This is a genomic window from Marinifilum sp. N1E240, from assembly GCF_009295825.1.
Taxonomy (GTDB): Bacteria; Bacteroidota; Bacteroidia; order Bacteroidales; family Marinifilaceae; genus Marinifilum_A; species Marinifilum_A sediminis.
In genome coordinates this window covers 945,128-961,170 of the sequence record NZ_WHKF01000002.1, presented here as the reverse complement: position 1 = coordinate 961,170, position 16,043 = coordinate 945,128, and the positions used below count along the sequence as shown (strand labels likewise).

13 protein-coding genes and 1 riboswitch are annotated in these 16,043 nt (G+C 35.7%); of the genes, 2 read left to right on the top strand and 11 right to left on the bottom strand.

Features of this window, described 5'->3' with window-relative positions; translation table 11 throughout:
- The first annotated feature begins 233 nt into the window (after positions 1–233).
- Complete coding sequence (locus GCQ56_RS08895; protein WP_152734106.1) at positions 234–1,997, top strand: DNA polymerase III subunit gamma/tau; 1,764 nt, start codon at positions 234–236, stop codon at positions 1,995–1,997.
- A gap of 245 nt (positions 1,998–2,242) precedes the next feature.
- Positions 2,243–4,468 (top strand): NADP-dependent isocitrate dehydrogenase, encoded by a 2,226-nt coding sequence (locus GCQ56_RS08890; protein ID WP_152734105.1) that lies wholly within the window; start codon positions 2,243–2,245, stop codon positions 4,466–4,468.
- 77 nt (positions 4,469–4,545) lie between these two features.
- On the opposite strand, the gene GCQ56_RS08885 is transcribed toward GCQ56_RS08890, so the two are convergent.
- From GCQ56_RS08885 to GCQ56_RS08835, 11 genes are all read right to left on the bottom strand, one after another.
- On the bottom strand, positions 4,546–5,157 hold the full coding sequence (locus GCQ56_RS08885) for a MarC family protein (protein WP_152734104.1): 612 nt from the start codon (positions 5,155–5,157) through the stop codon (positions 4,546–4,548).
- Complete coding sequence (locus GCQ56_RS08880) at positions 5,157–5,513, bottom strand: STAS/SEC14 domain-containing protein (protein ID WP_152734103.1); 357 nt, start codon at positions 5,511–5,513, stop codon at positions 5,157–5,159. The genes GCQ56_RS08885 and GCQ56_RS08880 overlap by 1 nt, the downstream gene beginning before the upstream one ends.
- Complete coding sequence (gene eno, locus GCQ56_RS08875) at positions 5,507–6,796, bottom strand: phosphopyruvate hydratase (RefSeq protein ID WP_152734102.1); 1,290 nt, start codon at positions 6,794–6,796, stop codon at positions 5,507–5,509. Before eno ends, GCQ56_RS08880 begins: the two co-directional genes overlap by 7 nt.
- On the bottom strand, positions 6,786–7,154 hold the full coding sequence (locus tag GCQ56_RS08870; protein ID WP_152734101.1) for a DUF190 domain-containing protein: 369 nt from the start codon (positions 7,152–7,154) through the stop codon (positions 6,786–6,788). The genes eno and GCQ56_RS08870 overlap by 11 nt, the downstream gene beginning before the upstream one ends.
- Positions 7,155–7,219: 65 nt before the next feature.
- Positions 7,220–8,515 (bottom strand): voltage-gated chloride channel family protein, encoded by a 1,296-nt coding sequence (locus GCQ56_RS08865; RefSeq protein WP_152734100.1) that lies wholly within the window; start codon positions 8,513–8,515, stop codon positions 7,220–7,222.
- A gap of 35 nt (positions 8,516–8,550) precedes the next feature.
- A riboswitch (Fluoride riboswitch) is annotated at positions 8,551–8,615 on the bottom strand.
- 394 nt (positions 8,616–9,009) lie between these two features.
- Entirely contained in the window at positions 9,010–9,933 is a 924-nt protein-coding gene (locus GCQ56_RS08860) for an SRPBCC family protein (protein ID WP_152734099.1), read from the bottom strand.
- Positions 9,934–10,060: 127 nt separating this feature from the next.
- Positions 10,061–11,014 (bottom strand): YafY family protein, encoded by a 954-nt coding sequence (locus GCQ56_RS08855; RefSeq protein ID WP_152734098.1) that lies wholly within the window; start codon positions 11,012–11,014, stop codon positions 10,061–10,063.
- 111 nt (positions 11,015–11,125) lie between these two features.
- Positions 11,126–11,584 (bottom strand): GyrI-like domain-containing protein, encoded by a 459-nt coding sequence (locus GCQ56_RS08850; RefSeq protein WP_152734097.1) that lies wholly within the window; start codon positions 11,582–11,584, stop codon positions 11,126–11,128.
- 264 nt (positions 11,585–11,848) lie between these two features.
- Positions 11,849–13,459, bottom strand: a complete 1,611-nt coding sequence (locus tag GCQ56_RS08845) for a cation:proton antiporter (RefSeq protein WP_152734096.1) — start codon at positions 13,457–13,459, stop codon at positions 11,849–11,851.
- 471 nt (positions 13,460–13,930) lie between these two features.
- The gene (locus GCQ56_RS08840; RefSeq protein ID WP_152734095.1) at positions 13,931–15,283 is read right to left on the bottom strand and encodes a TolC family protein; all 1,353 of its coding nucleotides are present in this window, start codon (positions 15,281–15,283) and stop codon (positions 13,931–13,933) included.
- Positions 15,283–16,038, bottom strand: a complete 756-nt coding sequence (locus GCQ56_RS08835) for a hypothetical protein (protein WP_152734094.1) — start codon at positions 16,036–16,038, stop codon at positions 15,283–15,285. The genes GCQ56_RS08840 and GCQ56_RS08835 overlap by 1 nt, the downstream gene beginning before the upstream one ends.
- Positions 16,039–16,043: the final 5 nt, after the last annotated feature.

The following is a 16,043-nucleotide window of genomic DNA, read 5'->3' as shown; positions in this document are numbered from 1 at the left end:
TCCGAATGTAATTCCGACTCCCAAATCAAGAGATATTAAAGAGACTTTCTTACTTTAAGGAAGTCTCTTTTTCTTAATACAGATATCCTGATTATTTTATAACCAATTTGTCATGAATTCATTAAGATTTTATTGAAAATTCTTCTCAATTCTTTGGTGATTTATTTGGATTGATTCTGTATATTTGAACTTCGAAAAAAGACAATCAATCGCTAGTCGATTTATAATATTATATGGAGAATTTTATTGTTTCAGCACGTAAATATCGTCCTTCTGCTTTTTCAACAGTAGTAGGGCAGGATTCTATTACCGTAACCCTTAAGAATGCGATCAAAAACAATCATTTGGCTCATGCCTATTTGTTTTGTGGTCCGCGAGGAGTAGGTAAAACTTCTTGTGCACGAATCTTTGCAAAAACAATAAATTGCTCAAATATCTCTTCCGATTTTGAAGCGTGCAACGAGTGTGAGTCGTGTAAGGCTTTTAATGAAAATCGTTCTTATAACATTCACGAGTTGGATGCAGCATCGAACAATTCGGTTGACGATATTCGTACCTTAATTGATCAGGTGAGAATACCACCTCAAATAGGTTCCTATAGTATATATATAATAGACGAGGTTCACATGTTATCGGCATCTGCATTTAATGCATTTCTGAAAACACTTGAGGAACCACCAGCGCATGCTATATTTGTATTAGCTACTACCGAAAAACATAAAATTCTTCCTACCATCTTATCACGTTGTCAAATTTTCGACTTTAACAGGATAAAAGTAGATGATGCAGTAAAGCATTTGCAGAACATTGCACAAAAAGAATCTGTAAATATCGATGAAGAAGCATTAAATGTAATCGCTCAAAAGGCTGATGGAGCCATGAGAGATGCTTTGTCTATCTTCGATCAGATTGTTAGTTTCTCGGGTAAAGAAATTACTTTCGAAAATGTAATTCAGAATTTGAATGTTTTGGATTACGATTATTACTTTAAAATTGTTGATGCATCTCTGGAGGGAAAAGTCACTGACGTTTTAGTAATGTTGAACGAGATTTTTGAGAAAGGTTTCGATGGTCATCATTTTGTAGGTGGCTTAAGTGGACATATCAGGGATGTATTGGTAGGAAAAGATCCTGCGACCATTCAACTGATGGAAGTAAGCGATAGTGTAAAACAAAAATACATAGAGCAGGCAAAAAAGTGTCCAGTCGACTTTTTGTATGAATCACTCAAAATATTAAACCAATGTGATATTGGTTACAAATCCAGTCAAAATCCACGTTTATTAATAGAGCTAAGTTTAATTCAATTGTCCCAGATAATTGAATCAAAAAAAAAAGGAACTAGTTTAAAAAAGAACACCAAGAAACTTTTAAAGATTATTGTTGAGGGACGTGAAGATTTGCCTGCTCAAACTAAAGCAAGTAATCCTGTAAGTCAGCAAGCACCTTCTAATGGGAATGGACAGGTAAAAGTTGAACCTACAGAGCCTAAAATACAAACAGGTGTTTCAAGAAATGCATACACACCAACAGTATCTATTAAACAAGCTTTAAAAACGGGGATACAAAGACCCAAGACTATATCTAAGCCAAACTATCAGGAAAAGGAGAAAGTTGATCTTGTAGCCGTATCAGAGAATATTCCTTTGAATCAGGCACAAGCCTTTAAACAACTTAAAGAGTTTGTACAGATAAAAGGAAAGAGCGACAGAATTCGTTTGGCTCTTACGGTGAATCAACCTGAAGTAATAGATAATAAGGTGATTTTAAAAGTTAGCAATCCATTACAGGGCGATGATATTAATGGAGTAAGGGTAGAATTACAAAATCATTTAAGACGTGTTTTCAGTAATAAGGAGATAGAATTGGAAACAAAAATGTCACAAACTAAAACTACAAAAAGGGTATTTACAGACACAGATAGATTCAACTATTTGTGTAAGAAAAATCCGGTTTTAGGTGTACTAAAGCAAAAACTTTCACTCGATTTCGAGTAAAAAGAGAAAACATGATATATAGCATATACAATTTAATACAAATTAGGCTTCTGTTTTACTGCAGGAGCCTAATTTTCAATAGATTGTAATTAAAGAAAAAAATCGTTAAAAAATAAGCTCTTTTAAATCGGGAAATAAAAAAAATATCTATGTTTACCTTGAATTTAGACAGAGATTATGTCGGATTTAAGACTAGATTTTACAGACTATAATTAATAATTAAATTACTCAAAACAACAACCAACATGGCACAGAAGTCAAAAATCATTTACACTAAAATTGATGAAGCTCCAGCCTTGGCAACTTATTCATTGTTGCCTATTATCGAAGCCTTTACTAAAACTTCAGGTATCGAAATTGAAACTAAAGATATTTCTTTAGCAGGAAGAATTATTGCAAACTTTCCAGATAACTTAACTGAAGATCAGAGAATTCCTGATTATTTAGCTGAGTTGGGAGAGCTTTCTTTAACTCCTGAAGCTAACATCATTAAGTTACCAAATATTAGTGCTTCTATTCCTCAGTTGCAAGCTGCTATTGCAGAGTTGCAAGCAAAAGGATATGATATTCCTAACTATCCGGAAGAAGCTAATACAGCTGACGAAAAAGAATTGCAAGCACGTTTTGCTAAAGTTCTTGGTAGTGCCGTAAATCCAGTTTTACGTGAAGGTAACTCTGATCGTAGATCTGCAGGATCTGTTAAGCAATATGCTAAAAACAATCCTCACAGAATGGGTAAATGGTCAGCAGATTCTAAATCACACGTAGCTCACATGAGCGGTGGTGATTTCTATGGTTCTGAAAAATCAGTAACTATCGAAAAAGCAACTAACGTACGTATCGAGTATGTTGACAATGCAGGAGCTGTAACTGTATTGAAAGAAAAGCAGGAGTTATTAGCTGGTGAAGTTATCGATACATCGGTAATGAATGTTAAAGCTTTACGTGCTTTCTTCAAAAAAGAAATCGAAGCTGCTAAAGAAGAAGGATTACTATGGTCTCTTCACTTGAAAGCAACTATGATGAAGATTTCTGATCCTGAAATGTTCAAGCACGCAGTAGAAGTATTCTACGAAGAAGCTATCGCTAAGCATGCTGATACTATTAAGGACTTAGGAGTGAACTTCAACAATGGTTTAGGTGATCTTTACGCTAAGATTGAAAAATTACCAGCAGACAAAAAAGCAGCAATCGAAGCTGATATCATGGAAGTATACAAAACTCGTCCTGATATGGCTATGGTTGATTCAGATAAAGGAATTACTAACCTACACGTACCAAATAACGTAATTATCGATGCTTCGATGCCAGTTGTTGTTCGTGATGGTGGTAAAATGTGGAACCCTGCAGGACAACTACAGGATACTAAAGCATTGATTCCAGACAGATGTTATGCTACAATGTTCCAGGTTTGTTTCGACGATTGTAAGAAAAATGGTGCTTACGACGTTACAACTATGGGATCTGTATCGAACGTAGGTTTGATGGCTAAAAAAGCTGAGGAGTACGGATCACACGACAAGACTTTCTACGCACAGGGAGAAGGTACTATTCGCGTGGTAGATTTCGACGGAACTGTTGTTATGGAACAAGCTGTTGAAACTGGTGATATCTTCAGAATGTGTCAGGTGAAGGATGCTCCAATTCAGGATTGGGTTAAATTGGCTGTAAACAGAGCTAAAGCAACCAACACTCCAGCTATTTTCTGGTTAGATGAGAAGCGTGCTCACGATGCTCAGTTAATCACTAAAGTAAACACTTACCTTGCTGATCACGATACTACAGGTTTGGATATTCGTATCTTGGCTCCAGTTGATGCGATCACTTTCTCATTGGAAAGAATCCGTAAAGGTGAAGATACGATCTCAGTTACTGGTAACGTATTACGTGATTACTTAACTGACTTGTTCCCAATTCTTGAGCTTGGAACTTCTTCTAAAATGCTTTCTATCGTTCCATTGATGAATGGTGGTGGATTGTTCGAAACTGGTGCAGGTGGATCAGCTCCTAAGCACGTTCAGCAGTTCGAAGCAGAAGGTCACTTGCGTTGGGATTCATTAGGTGAGTACTTGGCATTAGGTGTTTCTTTAGAGCACATTGCTAATAACTTCAACAACGAAAAAGCACAGTTCTTCGCTGATACTTTGGATGCTGGTGTAACTAAATTCTTAGCAGAAGGAAAGTCTCCATCACGTAAAGTAAAAGAGTTGGATAATCGTGGTTCTCACTTTTATTTAGCTATGTATTGGGCAGAAGCTTTAGCAGCTCAGGACAAAGATGCTGAATTGAAAGAGAAATTTGCTAAGGTTGCAGCTGACATGCAAGCAAACGAAGCTAAAATTGTAGCTGAATTGAATGATGCACAAGGCGAGCCAATGAACATTGGTGGTTACTTTATGCCAAACGACGAATTGGCTTCTAAAGCAATGCGTCCATCAGCAACACTAAATACAATTATCGACGCTATCTAATATTAGTATCGATTAAATATATTGAAAAGGCCTTCCATTTGGAAGGCCTTTTTTGATTTTTAGAAATATAAATTATACTAAACTCCAAACGCCAATTTTACCCCTTCAAGAATCATGTTCACAGCGATAATACTTAAAATTAATCCCATAATTTTTCCGATGATCAAGATGAAACCATTGCCAATAAATTGAAGTAATTTACCGCTATTTACAAAAGCTAAATAATTTAATATCATAATGGCTGCATAACAAATAGTTATCAATCCAATATGTATCCAATTGGCGTGACTGGCTGCATTCATTGCGGTTACTAATGTGCCTGGACCTGCCAATATTGGTATGGCTAAAGGTGAAATTGAGATGTTTTCTTTTCCTTCATTCTCCTTAGCATTGTGAATGTTGGATTTTTTTGATTGTAACATCTCAAAGCCCACATAAAACAATAATATTCCCCCGGCAATTTTAAAACCTGGAATTGTTAGGTGGAAAAATTTGAAGATATAATTTCCAAAGAGAATAAATGCGAAGCCAATAAAGAAGGCGACTAAAGTTGATGTTTTCGATGCTTTTTTCTTTTCTTCGGAGCTTCTGTCTTTGGTTAAACCAATAAATATGGGTGCATTAGCAATTGGGTTAACAATTGCAAAAAAAGCCGTAAATGTTGTAATTGTAAAGTTAAGTAAATCCATTATGAGTCGTGTTTAATCCATTCCCAGGCTTTATTTAAATCATCAATATTGAAATATTTTTCTTCCCAGGGACATAAAAGGTTATCTAAAAAAGCTATTACAGATTGGTCATGCTCACTAATAATCGCAATTTTTTTAATTTGATGCACCAATTGAAATGTTCGCCTGAACGTTTCAATACTTGTTTTTAAACCAACCTTTTCATGATTGCCTAACAGCAATAAAATGCTGATTTCCTTATTTTTATTTTGAAATAACTCTACATGGTTAAATAGTTCGTCGATATCGGAACTTGTTATTTTTCCATCAGTAAATTCAACGCTTACTATGTTGTGTAAGGTGTTTATTTTCAGCATACATATTGATTTTTAAATGTTTTTATTCCTGCAAATTCAGCCTTATCGCCTAAAATTCTTTCTATTCGTAGCAATTGATTGAATTTTGAAATCCGTTCACTTCTACATCCAGAACCTGTTTTTAAATGTCCTGCGCCTAAAGCAACTGTAAAATCAGCAATGGTCGTATCTTCAGTTTCTCCTGATCGGTGTGAAACAAAGCAATTATAACCATTATCTTTTGCCAGTTTCATGGTGTCAATAGTTTCACTTAAGGTGCCGATTTGATTCAATTTAATAAGAATCGAATTGGCTACTTTTTTATCAATTCCTTCCTGAAGAATTTTAGCGTTGGTACAGAAAATATCATCTCCAACTAATTCTACTTTATCGCCTAATTTTTCCGTTAGAATTTGCCATCCTTTCCAGTCATTTTCTGCCATGCCATCTTCTAGCAGAACAATTGGATATTTGTTGATCCAATCTTCCCAAATGGCAACCATTTCTTCAGAGCTTTTATAAGATCCATCAGATTTAAAGAAGTGATATTTGTTTTCTTTCCACATTTCACTTGATGCTGGGTCCAAACAAATGGAAATATCCTTTCCTGGGACATAACCAGCAGCAGTAATTGCTTCCAGTATGACTTCTATAGCCTCTTCATTCGATTTGAGGTTAGGTGCAAACCCACCTTCGTCTCCTACGGCAGTATTGTAACCTTTGGCTTGCAGAACTTTTTTTAAAGAATGGAATGTTTCTATTCCCATGCGAATGGCTGTCTCAAAATTGGGAGCATTATGAGGAGCAATCATGAATTCCTGAAAATCTATATTGTTATCAGCATGAACACCTCCATTAATTACATTCATGCAGGGAACGGGCAAAACATATTTATCTTGTTGAGCCAAATGCTGGAATAATGCTTCCTCTTTTTTGTTGGCACAAGCTTTTGCGTATGCTAATGATACGGATAGTATTGCATTCGCACCAAGTTTCGATTTATTAGGAGTTCCATCTAAGTTGATCATGATGGTATCCAACTCACGCTGATCATTAATTTTTTTTCCACAGAGCGCATCGGCAATATCACTATTTACATTGGCAACGGCTTTCAATACTCCTTTACCAAAAAAACGAGTTTTATCTCCATCGCGTAACTCGGCAGCTTCGCGTTCGCCAGTTGAAGCACCAGAAGGAACAATTGCTCTTCCTTTGGCACCACTTGTTAATGTAATTTCTGTTTCTACTGTAGGGTTTCCTCTACTGTCTAAAACCTCTTGGGCTTTAATCGATTTAATCATCATTTTGTGTTGATTTTTGTGTGAATTGATTTATTTTAAAATGAAAGATTGTACAATCCTTCAGGTAATTCATATTATCATCTAAAAATTGAATTACATTTTCCTTACTATCAATGATTTCAATGCATTGATCTGATTTAGGATGGGGAACTTCCATATTGTGATAGGCAATATCAGCATGATTCATAAATCCAGCTTTTGGACTAAAGCAGTTGGCATGTTTTAGATTTGCAGCCTTAATTCTTTTTAAAAGATGGGAGAGAAAACTATGATCCCAGATCCTTTTATACCAGGAGAGATGATTTGCCTTTGTTCCATTTTTAAAATAGATATGTGCACAATAGGTCACTTTTGTATGCATGATTTCTATGCTTTTCGGAAATTATGTTCTAGTTACTTTTATACTCAATTGGAAAAATACCAATCTTATTTAAGTTCGAGAATGGATTTTCCGGTATCCTTTATTTTTGCAAATGATTTGGGATCACCGATAATTTGTGAATGGTAAATGCCATTGTGCCCGGATATTAAATAGGAAACAACGCAAGTTATAGCTACATAAGGACTGCAGGCAATGCCAAATAATTCAATCGCCATAATGCTGGATGCTAATGGTGTATTTGATGCTCCCGAAAATACAGCCACAAAACCCATGGCAGCGAGCAATCCAACGGGTAAGGGTAGAAAGAGACTTAATGTACTCCCAAGCGTAGCACCAATATAGAAAAGAGGAGTAACTTCACCTCCTTTAAAACCAGAGCCTAATGTGATAGCGGTAAGTAAAAGTTTTATTGCGAACACATAGGGCATTTGCTGAATATTAAACGATTCTACTATTGTTGGAATTCCTAAGCCAATGTATTTGCTGGTGCCAAGTGAATAAACGGCAATAACGATAAGAACACCTCCAAACAAAGGTCGTAAGTAAGACTTTTTAATGTGTTTTTTTGCAAAATTGCTTACCGCATTTGTTGTTTTTGAGAAAAGTAAGGCTACAATTCCAAAGCAGATCCCAGCTAGTATTGCATATCCTAAATTCGGAACATTTATATTTGGAACAAAGGACAAGTTGTATAGGGTGTGATGTACGCCGTAGCTTCTGGTAACGTAGTCGGCGATTATGGAAGAGACAAAGGCGGGATAGATGGCATTGTATCTTAATTTGCCCACATGGTAAACTTCCAGTCCGAAAATAGCACCAGCCAAAGGTGTTCCGAAAATTGATCCAAATCCTGCGCTCATTCCAGATATCAATATTAATTTCCGATAGTTCTTTCCCAGTCTTAATAATTTGGTTAACTGGTCGGATATGGCTGCACCCATTTGAATAGCAGTGCCTTCTCTTCCTGCCGATCCACCGAACAGATGAGTGAGAACGGTGCCAATTAGAATGAAAGGAGCCATTTTAAAGGGGATTACCTTTCGGGGATTGTGAATGTTGGTAATGATTAAATTGTTACCAGGATTAATCTCTTTTCCCCATTTGTAGAATGCATAACCAATGATGAGTCCTGCAACAGGCAGCAATGGAATGATATTTTGATTGGTATTGCGGATTTCCGTTACGTATTCTAACGACAATAGAAAAAGGGCACTGCAAGAACCAACGGCAATTGCAATAATAACGGAGATGCTAAACCATTCCAGAATAGAAAATAGTGCAGGCTGCTTAGCAATTAAGAATTTTCTTAATTGTGCCAGAAATAATATTTGTTTTGACATAACACTTCTGTGAAATTAATTTGAGTATTAACTTTTAGTTCACAGAAGTCATTAGCTTATTAGGCGGTTCAAATAGGAAGACTTCATTTCCTTTGAGGGAACAAATGTATGTGTTTTTTTTAGATATATGCAAATAAAAAATTGATAAAATTCACTTTTTAGTGTTCATTAAGAGTGGCTTTCATGACATTTGTGAAAGATATATTTGCTTCTAACCATTTCAGTTTCATGAATTTGGCATATTCTTGAAAGAAGGACGTAACTATAGTTTTGAATGCTTGTCTTGCTATAAAGAAAAGTTTCTATTTTCGATATGAGATCGTCACTAGGGTAATTTATTTTGGGAAATTTCCATAGCAATTGTTTATAATATTGGCTTTGGGTAAGTATCTCCTACAAAGTGCAAATAATAATAATAATAATAATAATAATATCATAATTAACAATTAGAGGCGCAAAACTTTGCGCCTCTACTATTACAATATGTACATCATTTATTTTACCGCCATGCAAATATCCGAAATCAAATCCTTGGGTTCGGTTTCCATTGGGCTGTTGCGGTAGAATTCCATTGGTGGAATTTTCTTATTTTGTTTGAACTCTTTGGCTCTTTCCATTGCCATAATAGCGCTCCAGCCGTTACCAGATAATTCATATGGTCCAATGTGGCGAACCGTATGTATTTTGCTAGCAGGAAGATTCTCTTTAAACATACCGGCAGGAATATTTTCAGGTTCAGTTTTAATGCCGATGCCACAGGTGTAAATCACTCTGTTTTTATTGAAATCGAACTTGTGATAAACGGAGAACCATTCGCAGGTCACAAGCTCTTCATTGTCTTTGGCAAAGTCAGCGATTTTTTTGAAATCTTCCGTCATTACTTCGCCAATAGTTTCCATGGTACATTCGCTTTTTACCCCAACGAATTGGATGCCTTCAAATTGAGATTCTCCTAAGAATTCCAATTTGGCTTCCACATGTCCTTTTTCGATGTAATCTTTCAGCATCAGCAAGCCTCGATCGTAGTCCATGCCAATTAGGCGTTCCATCATGTTTTTCATCCAAAACATGAAAAATGGGAGAGAACCATCCATGGTCCAAGTCAATTTGGTGCTGTTTTCATCTAACTTTTCCAGAACAAAATCGGTCTTGGCTTCCGATTTCCATGGTTTTAGGAATTTCAGATCATACTGTACCAGTCCTTCTTTTTCAGCTATAATGCTAATAATTCCTGATCCAATACGTTTTCCATCCCATTCATGGCTTTTTCCATCTTCAGAAACAGATTCCTTGGCGTCAGGCTCTAAAATAAACCATGGTGACCAGGCTTTCCACTGGTGAAAATCGGTGATAATACTTTTTACTTTATCAATGCTAGCAGCAATTGCAATTGATTTTTCAACGTGAGTTTTAGGCATATATTTGAGTATTTAGGTGAAATAGTTTTGAATTTTAAATAACAATAGAACTAGGGTTCTAAAGTGCTTCTTAAAGTTAAAAATAATAAAGTCTTATTTCAAGTAATATTAATTAAGATCTTATGAGTTAGTCGTTTTGATATTTTTGAAAGAGTTGTTGAACCATTTCGTGCAGCATGCTTTTTAGACGAAGAGGAGCTACTATATCAACCTTATCAGTCATACTTAAAATCCATCGGGCAAATCCATTTAAATCAGGATTTAAGAATTTCATGTTGACGAACTCATCATTTTCCTGTTCACTTAAAAAGCCATACCAGTATTTCGATTCATGAAGCCAGAGTGCGAGTTCCTTTTTAACTTGCAACTCTATTTCGAAGCATTGGTATTGTTCCTTTTCCCTTTCCAGATATTCTTCAAAAGCTTCGTCTAATTTTCGATTGTAACAGGTCTTACTAATTTCCAGTTTCCTGATTCTATCGAGTCGAAAATCGCGGTATTCACCTCGTAACTTACAATAGGCTATCAAATGCCAATTTAAAGCATAAAACAGCAAACCAATGGGTTCCACTTCCCTTTGTGAAAGTTCTTGTTTGTAATGAGCGAAATATAGTAGATGTACCACTTTTGATTGGATCAGGGCTTGCTGAATATCCTGAAGATAGATACTGTCTTTTTTAGGAGCAGAAGACATGCCGGAAAATACTTTAACCGAGTGATCCAGTTTTTCAAGAACTGCTTTGTCTTCGGCATTCATCACCGACTTAATTTTGTACAGAGCATCCTGAAAGGCATGATTCACATTCTTATCTGATAAATGTGGAATGATCTTGCCAGCCATTAGTATTGCTGATGCCTCCTCTGTTGTAAACATGATTGGTGGTAATGTGTAATTATCATCCAAAAAATAGCCAACACCGGCTTCCGCACCGATAGGAATTCCTCCTTCTTCCAATGCTCGTATATCCCGATAGACGGTTCTTAAGCTTATTCCAAATCGGTCTGCAATTTCCTGTGCTTTTACTATTTTTTTGCTTTGTAATTGCGTTAATATTGCTTGCAATCTGTCTAATCTGTTCAAAACTATTACTTGCTTTTGTTTTATATTTATGGGATAAGAACCCGGAATATCAATTCCTCCGAAAGGGTTTTAACTACTCCGGGATATCTTTTACTTCTCTTCTAATTCAATCTAGTTCACCTGAAATTGAATTTCGGTAATGTTGTTTTCAGGAGCTTCAAAATCACAATTGATATACAATTCACGGCAGGTTTTACCGGCTTCTATATTTTCAGCTTTCATTTCTTCTGTTATTGCTTCATAAGAGGTCATCATCTGATCCCAGGGACCCAAATGAGTTTTCTTCACGTGTACATATTCTTCTAACTTCTCCAATTTGAATTTATCACTTGTAAACGAATTGCCGAATGTTGCAACGGGCAAACAAATTTTCAACTCAAATTCTTCTACGGTAACACAAGTCTCCCATTTGTAGATCCAGTATTGTGGACCTGAAGGATGTAATCCCGCATTCACAGCTTCCTGTACAATTTCCTTTGGAAAGTTTTCAATGTTTTTAATTAAATCTTCTAAAGTTGTTCTCACTACTTTGGACAATACTGTCATTGCTGGTGCTGTTTGCTTCTTCATAATTTCATTTTTTAAATTAACAATACAACAAATCTAAGTGACACTTGTGACAGCAGTATGTCAGTAGGATTTAAATTTCAGTGTTTTTTTGTCATAATTAGAAAAAAGTGTTCAGCTACCAGTTATCAGCTAAAAGTTAGTATATCATGAAATTTTATTGTGAATTCCAACCTTAGTTGGAGATCCAAAGTATTCATCTTTTTGCTTATCTACCATTTCCCATTCTACTTTTTAACCTTTTGACTTTTCAACTTTTCTACTATACTACCACAAAGGCTTCCTGGCTTCACATCCGATATCAATCTGATGGCAAACGTGATTTGCAAAACCATATCCAGCTTCTGAATAGATGTCGTAAACTGCATCAACATTCATTTTTTCGAGCTGTTTGCGTTCATCCTCGTAACGGGCAATGGCTGCAATGCTTCCATTATAAGAGGTTTTCTGGAGACGTTCTATGGCAAATAGGTTTGATTTGTGATCGTTCATGCAGAGCATTACTAAATGCACCTTGTGATGATTAGGTTTCTCAAAGATATTTTCCCAAAATTCACTATCCGCAGCATCATCCTGTTGAATGTTTCTGCCTTCTTTTTTAAGCTGTTGTACTACATCGTAATTGTAGTCCAATCCCAATACTTTACGCCCATAGATGTGGTTGAGCTGATTGTAAACCGAAACGCCTAATTTACCCATTCCAAACACCAGAATTTCAGCATTGCCAATATCGAAAGCTTTATCGTAAATCAAACGCTTTTGTGTTTCGAATTTGCGTAGGCGATCTTTAACCGAGTAGTAAATTTTATGTGCTTTGGCATTTAAAGGGGAGGATATGATAAAGGTAATGGCTACAGCAATAGCTATAGATACCAGCCAATCAGAAGGAAGTAAACCCTTAGCTACCGCAATTGAGGCAACAATCAATCCAAACTCACTGAAATTGGCTAAGGCAAAAGAGGTGAATACCGATGTTCTGGCACGAACCCTAAACCTTGTTAGCACTAAAAAGTAAAGAATGACTTTAAAATTGATCGCAATCGCTAGTAGTACAGCAAGAATCAACATTTCCAGACTTGGCAATCCAATCAATCCGATGGATAAAAAGAAACCTATTAAAAAGATGTCTTTGAAATTCATTAAAGAATCAGCCAATTCCTTTGCCTTTTTGTGATTGGAAATCAGTATTCCGACAACTAAAGCACCCAAATCCGCTTTTAAACCCACAAATTTGAACAGCTCAGCACCTACAACAAAAGCCAGAAAAAAACCATAAAGTACCAATACTTCACCATGACCTATTTTATCGAGAATGAGAAGTAATAATGGACGTATGATTACAAAGAGTACTGGCAGACCTATAGCCCAAAGGGTAGGCAATTTACCCGCTACTAATACAATGTAGAATACAGCAAAAATATCCTGAATAATTAGAATTCCGATTGAAAGAATACCATAAGCTGATTTCATTTCACTTTTTTCTTCCAATATTTTAACCGCATAAATGGTACTGGAAAAGCTTAAAGCAAATCCAATGATGAAGGCTTGTTGCCAGGTAAAATTGGTAAATATACTTAGCGAAGTGTAACTCAATCCAAATAGAATAACAGCCATAAGCAGAGTAACCAATAGCATGTGTATGGAGGCTCCTCCCCAAACTTCGCGATGCAATAAGTCTTTTATTCTAAGTTTGAGTCCAATGGTGAAAAGGAGTAGGGTAATACCCAGTTCTGATATACTTTCGATCAAATTATCAGATTCAACACCAAAGTATTTCAGGGTAAAACCGGCTAATAAATAGCCAATTAATGGTGGTAATCCAACCAATTTTACAACAAGTCCTAATGCAAATGCAATAGCTAGCCAAAGAGGGTCCATAGTAGTTCTATTTTGTAGTTCATCCGCATTTTCCTGCGGAATATTAAAAATAGAGATAAAAATTAAGAGATAGTGACCTATTGCGCTCTATTTTGGGAAAATATTTTAAAATAACGTGAGACATCCATTGAAACAAAAAAATTTTTCAAGACCTAATTACTAATTAGGAAGTCTTATCAAACAAGTAGTCAACTATTAGGTAAAGGCAGGTCAGTTGCAATTTCAACATCTCACTATTGTAATTCCTATAGCTATTGATACATATGAATCAAGATCTAAAATATAATAAGTTAGCTTTATCCCCACAAATAAAGCCATTCCGATTACTAATCAGTTATATTCTTAGGTTCGATATTTAGTATCACTATGGAATTGGTTTACAACCAACCTGTCTTAAATTCAATATTTTCAAATTAATCTACGCTAGCGTAGATTAGTTTGGACCTAATACAATAATTTTCTTTTAACATCCTAAATTTTTAAGGTGCCAATTGATTTGTAGTATTTAGCTTCGCTTGTTTTTACATTTGTTTTGGCATTTATAAAATCAGCATGCGATTGTTGCCACTGCAATTGTGCATTTAGCAGTTCCCTGGTTGTTGAAACGCCTTGTTTTAATCTGTTACGTTCCAATTTCAAATTCTCGTTGGCTTGTTCCAAAGAGGTTTGCGTAAAATCCAATTTGATCAGAGATTCTTTAAGCTTAAATATTGCCTGTCGAATTTCCAGGGACATTAATTCTGAACTTTGATCCAATTCATATTCAGCTTTCTCAATATTTCTTTGTTCAATGCTTTTCTTTAATTTTTTTTCACCCCAATGAAAAATGGGAATATTTAATGACACCCCCGCATTAAACGTAAAATCATTCTTCTGTTTTCCGTAGTGATCTGGGTTTTGAGCGACATAGTTTGCAAATGAAACCAATTGGGGCAAATAATCAGCAGTTACCAATTTTTTCTGAGCTTTTGTCATTTCCAATTGACTGTTGAGCATTTTAATCTCAGGTCTGTTTAAAAGCTGTGTTCCATCAAATGATACGTCCGATAAACGATTTGGAATGATAATGATGGAATCTTGTATTTGAATGGCAGACATGATGCCATTTCCAATACTTTGATTCAGACTCATTTTGGCAAGTTCTACATTATCGGCTAATTCGATTAAGGACAATTTCGCATTATTCAGTTCTACCTTTGTTTTCAAAACCTCATTTTTAGTTACAATGCCGGTTTTGTGCCTATTGCTCACCTCTTTTAGTACATCCGTTAAAAGCTCAATTGACTTTTGAACGACCATTTTTTGCTCTTGCAAAGCTACTAGCCCCCAATATTTCGTTTCAACATCCAGAAACAAATCAGACTTTGTTCTGTCTACATTATCATCAGCTAATTGTACACCCAGTTTCGAAAGGGTTTTAGCGTGTTGCAATTTGCCACCCATGTAAATTGGCAAACTCATTCCCAGGCTGGCAGAATAAGAGTTTGTATAGGCTAAATCAGTTACACTACCCGGGGCATATACACCACTGGGCTGACCATTTACGGTAGGCAATTCATATCCGGGAATCACCATTTGATTGGGATCACTCAAATAAGTATAGCTTGAGGATAAATCAAATGTAGGTAACATAGCACGCTTACTTAATTTTAGCGAGGCTTCATTCGATTTAAAATCGGATACCGCAGATTTAACAGTTTGGTTGTGCTCCAGAGCCTTTACTTTGCAATCCTGCAAGGATAAAGCCTCCTGTGCAGCAATTTGCTTTGTAACAGTTAATACTATTGCAAATAGGATAGCTGTTTTAAATATATTGTGTCTCATTATTTATTCTTATTTTTCATTTTCCGAATACAAGTCAATAGAAACTCATCCTCTTTTTGCAAGGCAAGTTCAAACTTTCTCTGTTTTTTGTGTTCAAAGATTTTAACAGCTTCTATCTCTATATAATCGAACCTATTGTATCGGCTCGCAATTGAAAGTACCTTATCCTTCAGCTCTTCTTTATCGAATACTCCATCGATAATATGCTTATTATAGAGCTCTTTCGGGAAGACCTTATCCGTGTAAAAAAGTAATTTTAAAGGATTCAGATACATTAAGTTATACTCTGTAAAAATTGCTCCTCCTTTAGGGATATTGAGCATATTGCAGTTGTCATTATTCAGATAAAACTCTTGTGACACAAATCTTAAATCAGCCACCATGCTAAAACAAAATAGCATGGGAGGAACTGGTTGTGAATTGACTGAAATAATCACTTTCTCGAGAGATTTAAGTCGTAGGAATACTTGATTGTAAGAACGAAATACGCGAAGTATTGCACTTTCATAATCACTTTCTTCGAATATGGAATTCCACTTGCTTTTAAATTGATCAAAGGAAAAACTTGAATGTTCATTGCTGATCACTAACGTTTTAATCTCCTTCTGAGAGTCTATTTTATCAAGGAATTCTAACAATTCATTTTTATATACGAAGGTTTCTTTCTCTAAGAAAATAGAGTAGTCCAGGTATAGCATCATTACGCCCTGAATACATTCCGTTTTAAAGTATTTATTGCTACTATTTTCAATCATGGTGT

Coding starts and splice junctions, on each gene's coding strand:
- GCQ56_RS08885 (WP_152734104.1), bottom strand. CDS start 5,157: ATGGATTTACTTAACTTTACAATTACAACATTTACGGCTTTTTTTGCA.
- GCQ56_RS08845 (WP_152734096.1), bottom strand. CDS start 13,459: ATGGACCCTCTTTGGCTAGCTATTGCATTTGCATTAGGACTTGTTGTA.
- GCQ56_RS08865 (WP_152734100.1), bottom strand. CDS start 8,515: ATGTCAAAACAAATATTATTTCTGGCACAATTAAGAAAATTCTTAATT.
- GCQ56_RS08860 (WP_152734099.1), bottom strand. CDS start 9,933: ATGCCTAAAACTCACGTTGAAAAATCAATTGCAATTGCTGCTAGCATT.
- GCQ56_RS08880 (WP_152734103.1), bottom strand. CDS start 5,513: ATGCTGAAAATAAACACCTTACACAACATAGTAAGCGTTGAATTTACT.
- GCQ56_RS08835 (WP_152734094.1), bottom strand. CDS start 16,038: ATGATTGAAAATAGTAGCAATAAATACTTTAAAACGGAATGTATTCAG.
- GCQ56_RS08890 (WP_152734105.1), top strand. CDS start 2,243: ATGGCACAGAAGTCAAAAATCATTTACACTAAAATTGATGAAGCTCCA.
- GCQ56_RS08870 (WP_152734101.1), bottom strand. CDS start 7,154: ATGCATACAAAAGTGACCTATTGTGCACATATCTATTTTAAAAATGGA.
- GCQ56_RS08850 (WP_152734097.1), bottom strand. CDS start 11,584: ATGAAGAAGCAAACAGCACCAGCAATGACAGTATTGTCCAAAGTAGTG.
- GCQ56_RS08895 (WP_152734106.1), top strand. CDS start 234: ATGGAGAATTTTATTGTTTCAGCACGTAAATATCGTCCTTCTGCTTTT.
- eno (WP_152734102.1), bottom strand. CDS start 6,796: ATGATGATTAAATCGATTAAAGCCCAAGAGGTTTTAGACAGTAGAGGA.
- GCQ56_RS08840 (WP_152734095.1), bottom strand. CDS start 15,283: ATGAGACACAATATATTTAAAACAGCTATCCTATTTGCAATAGTATTA.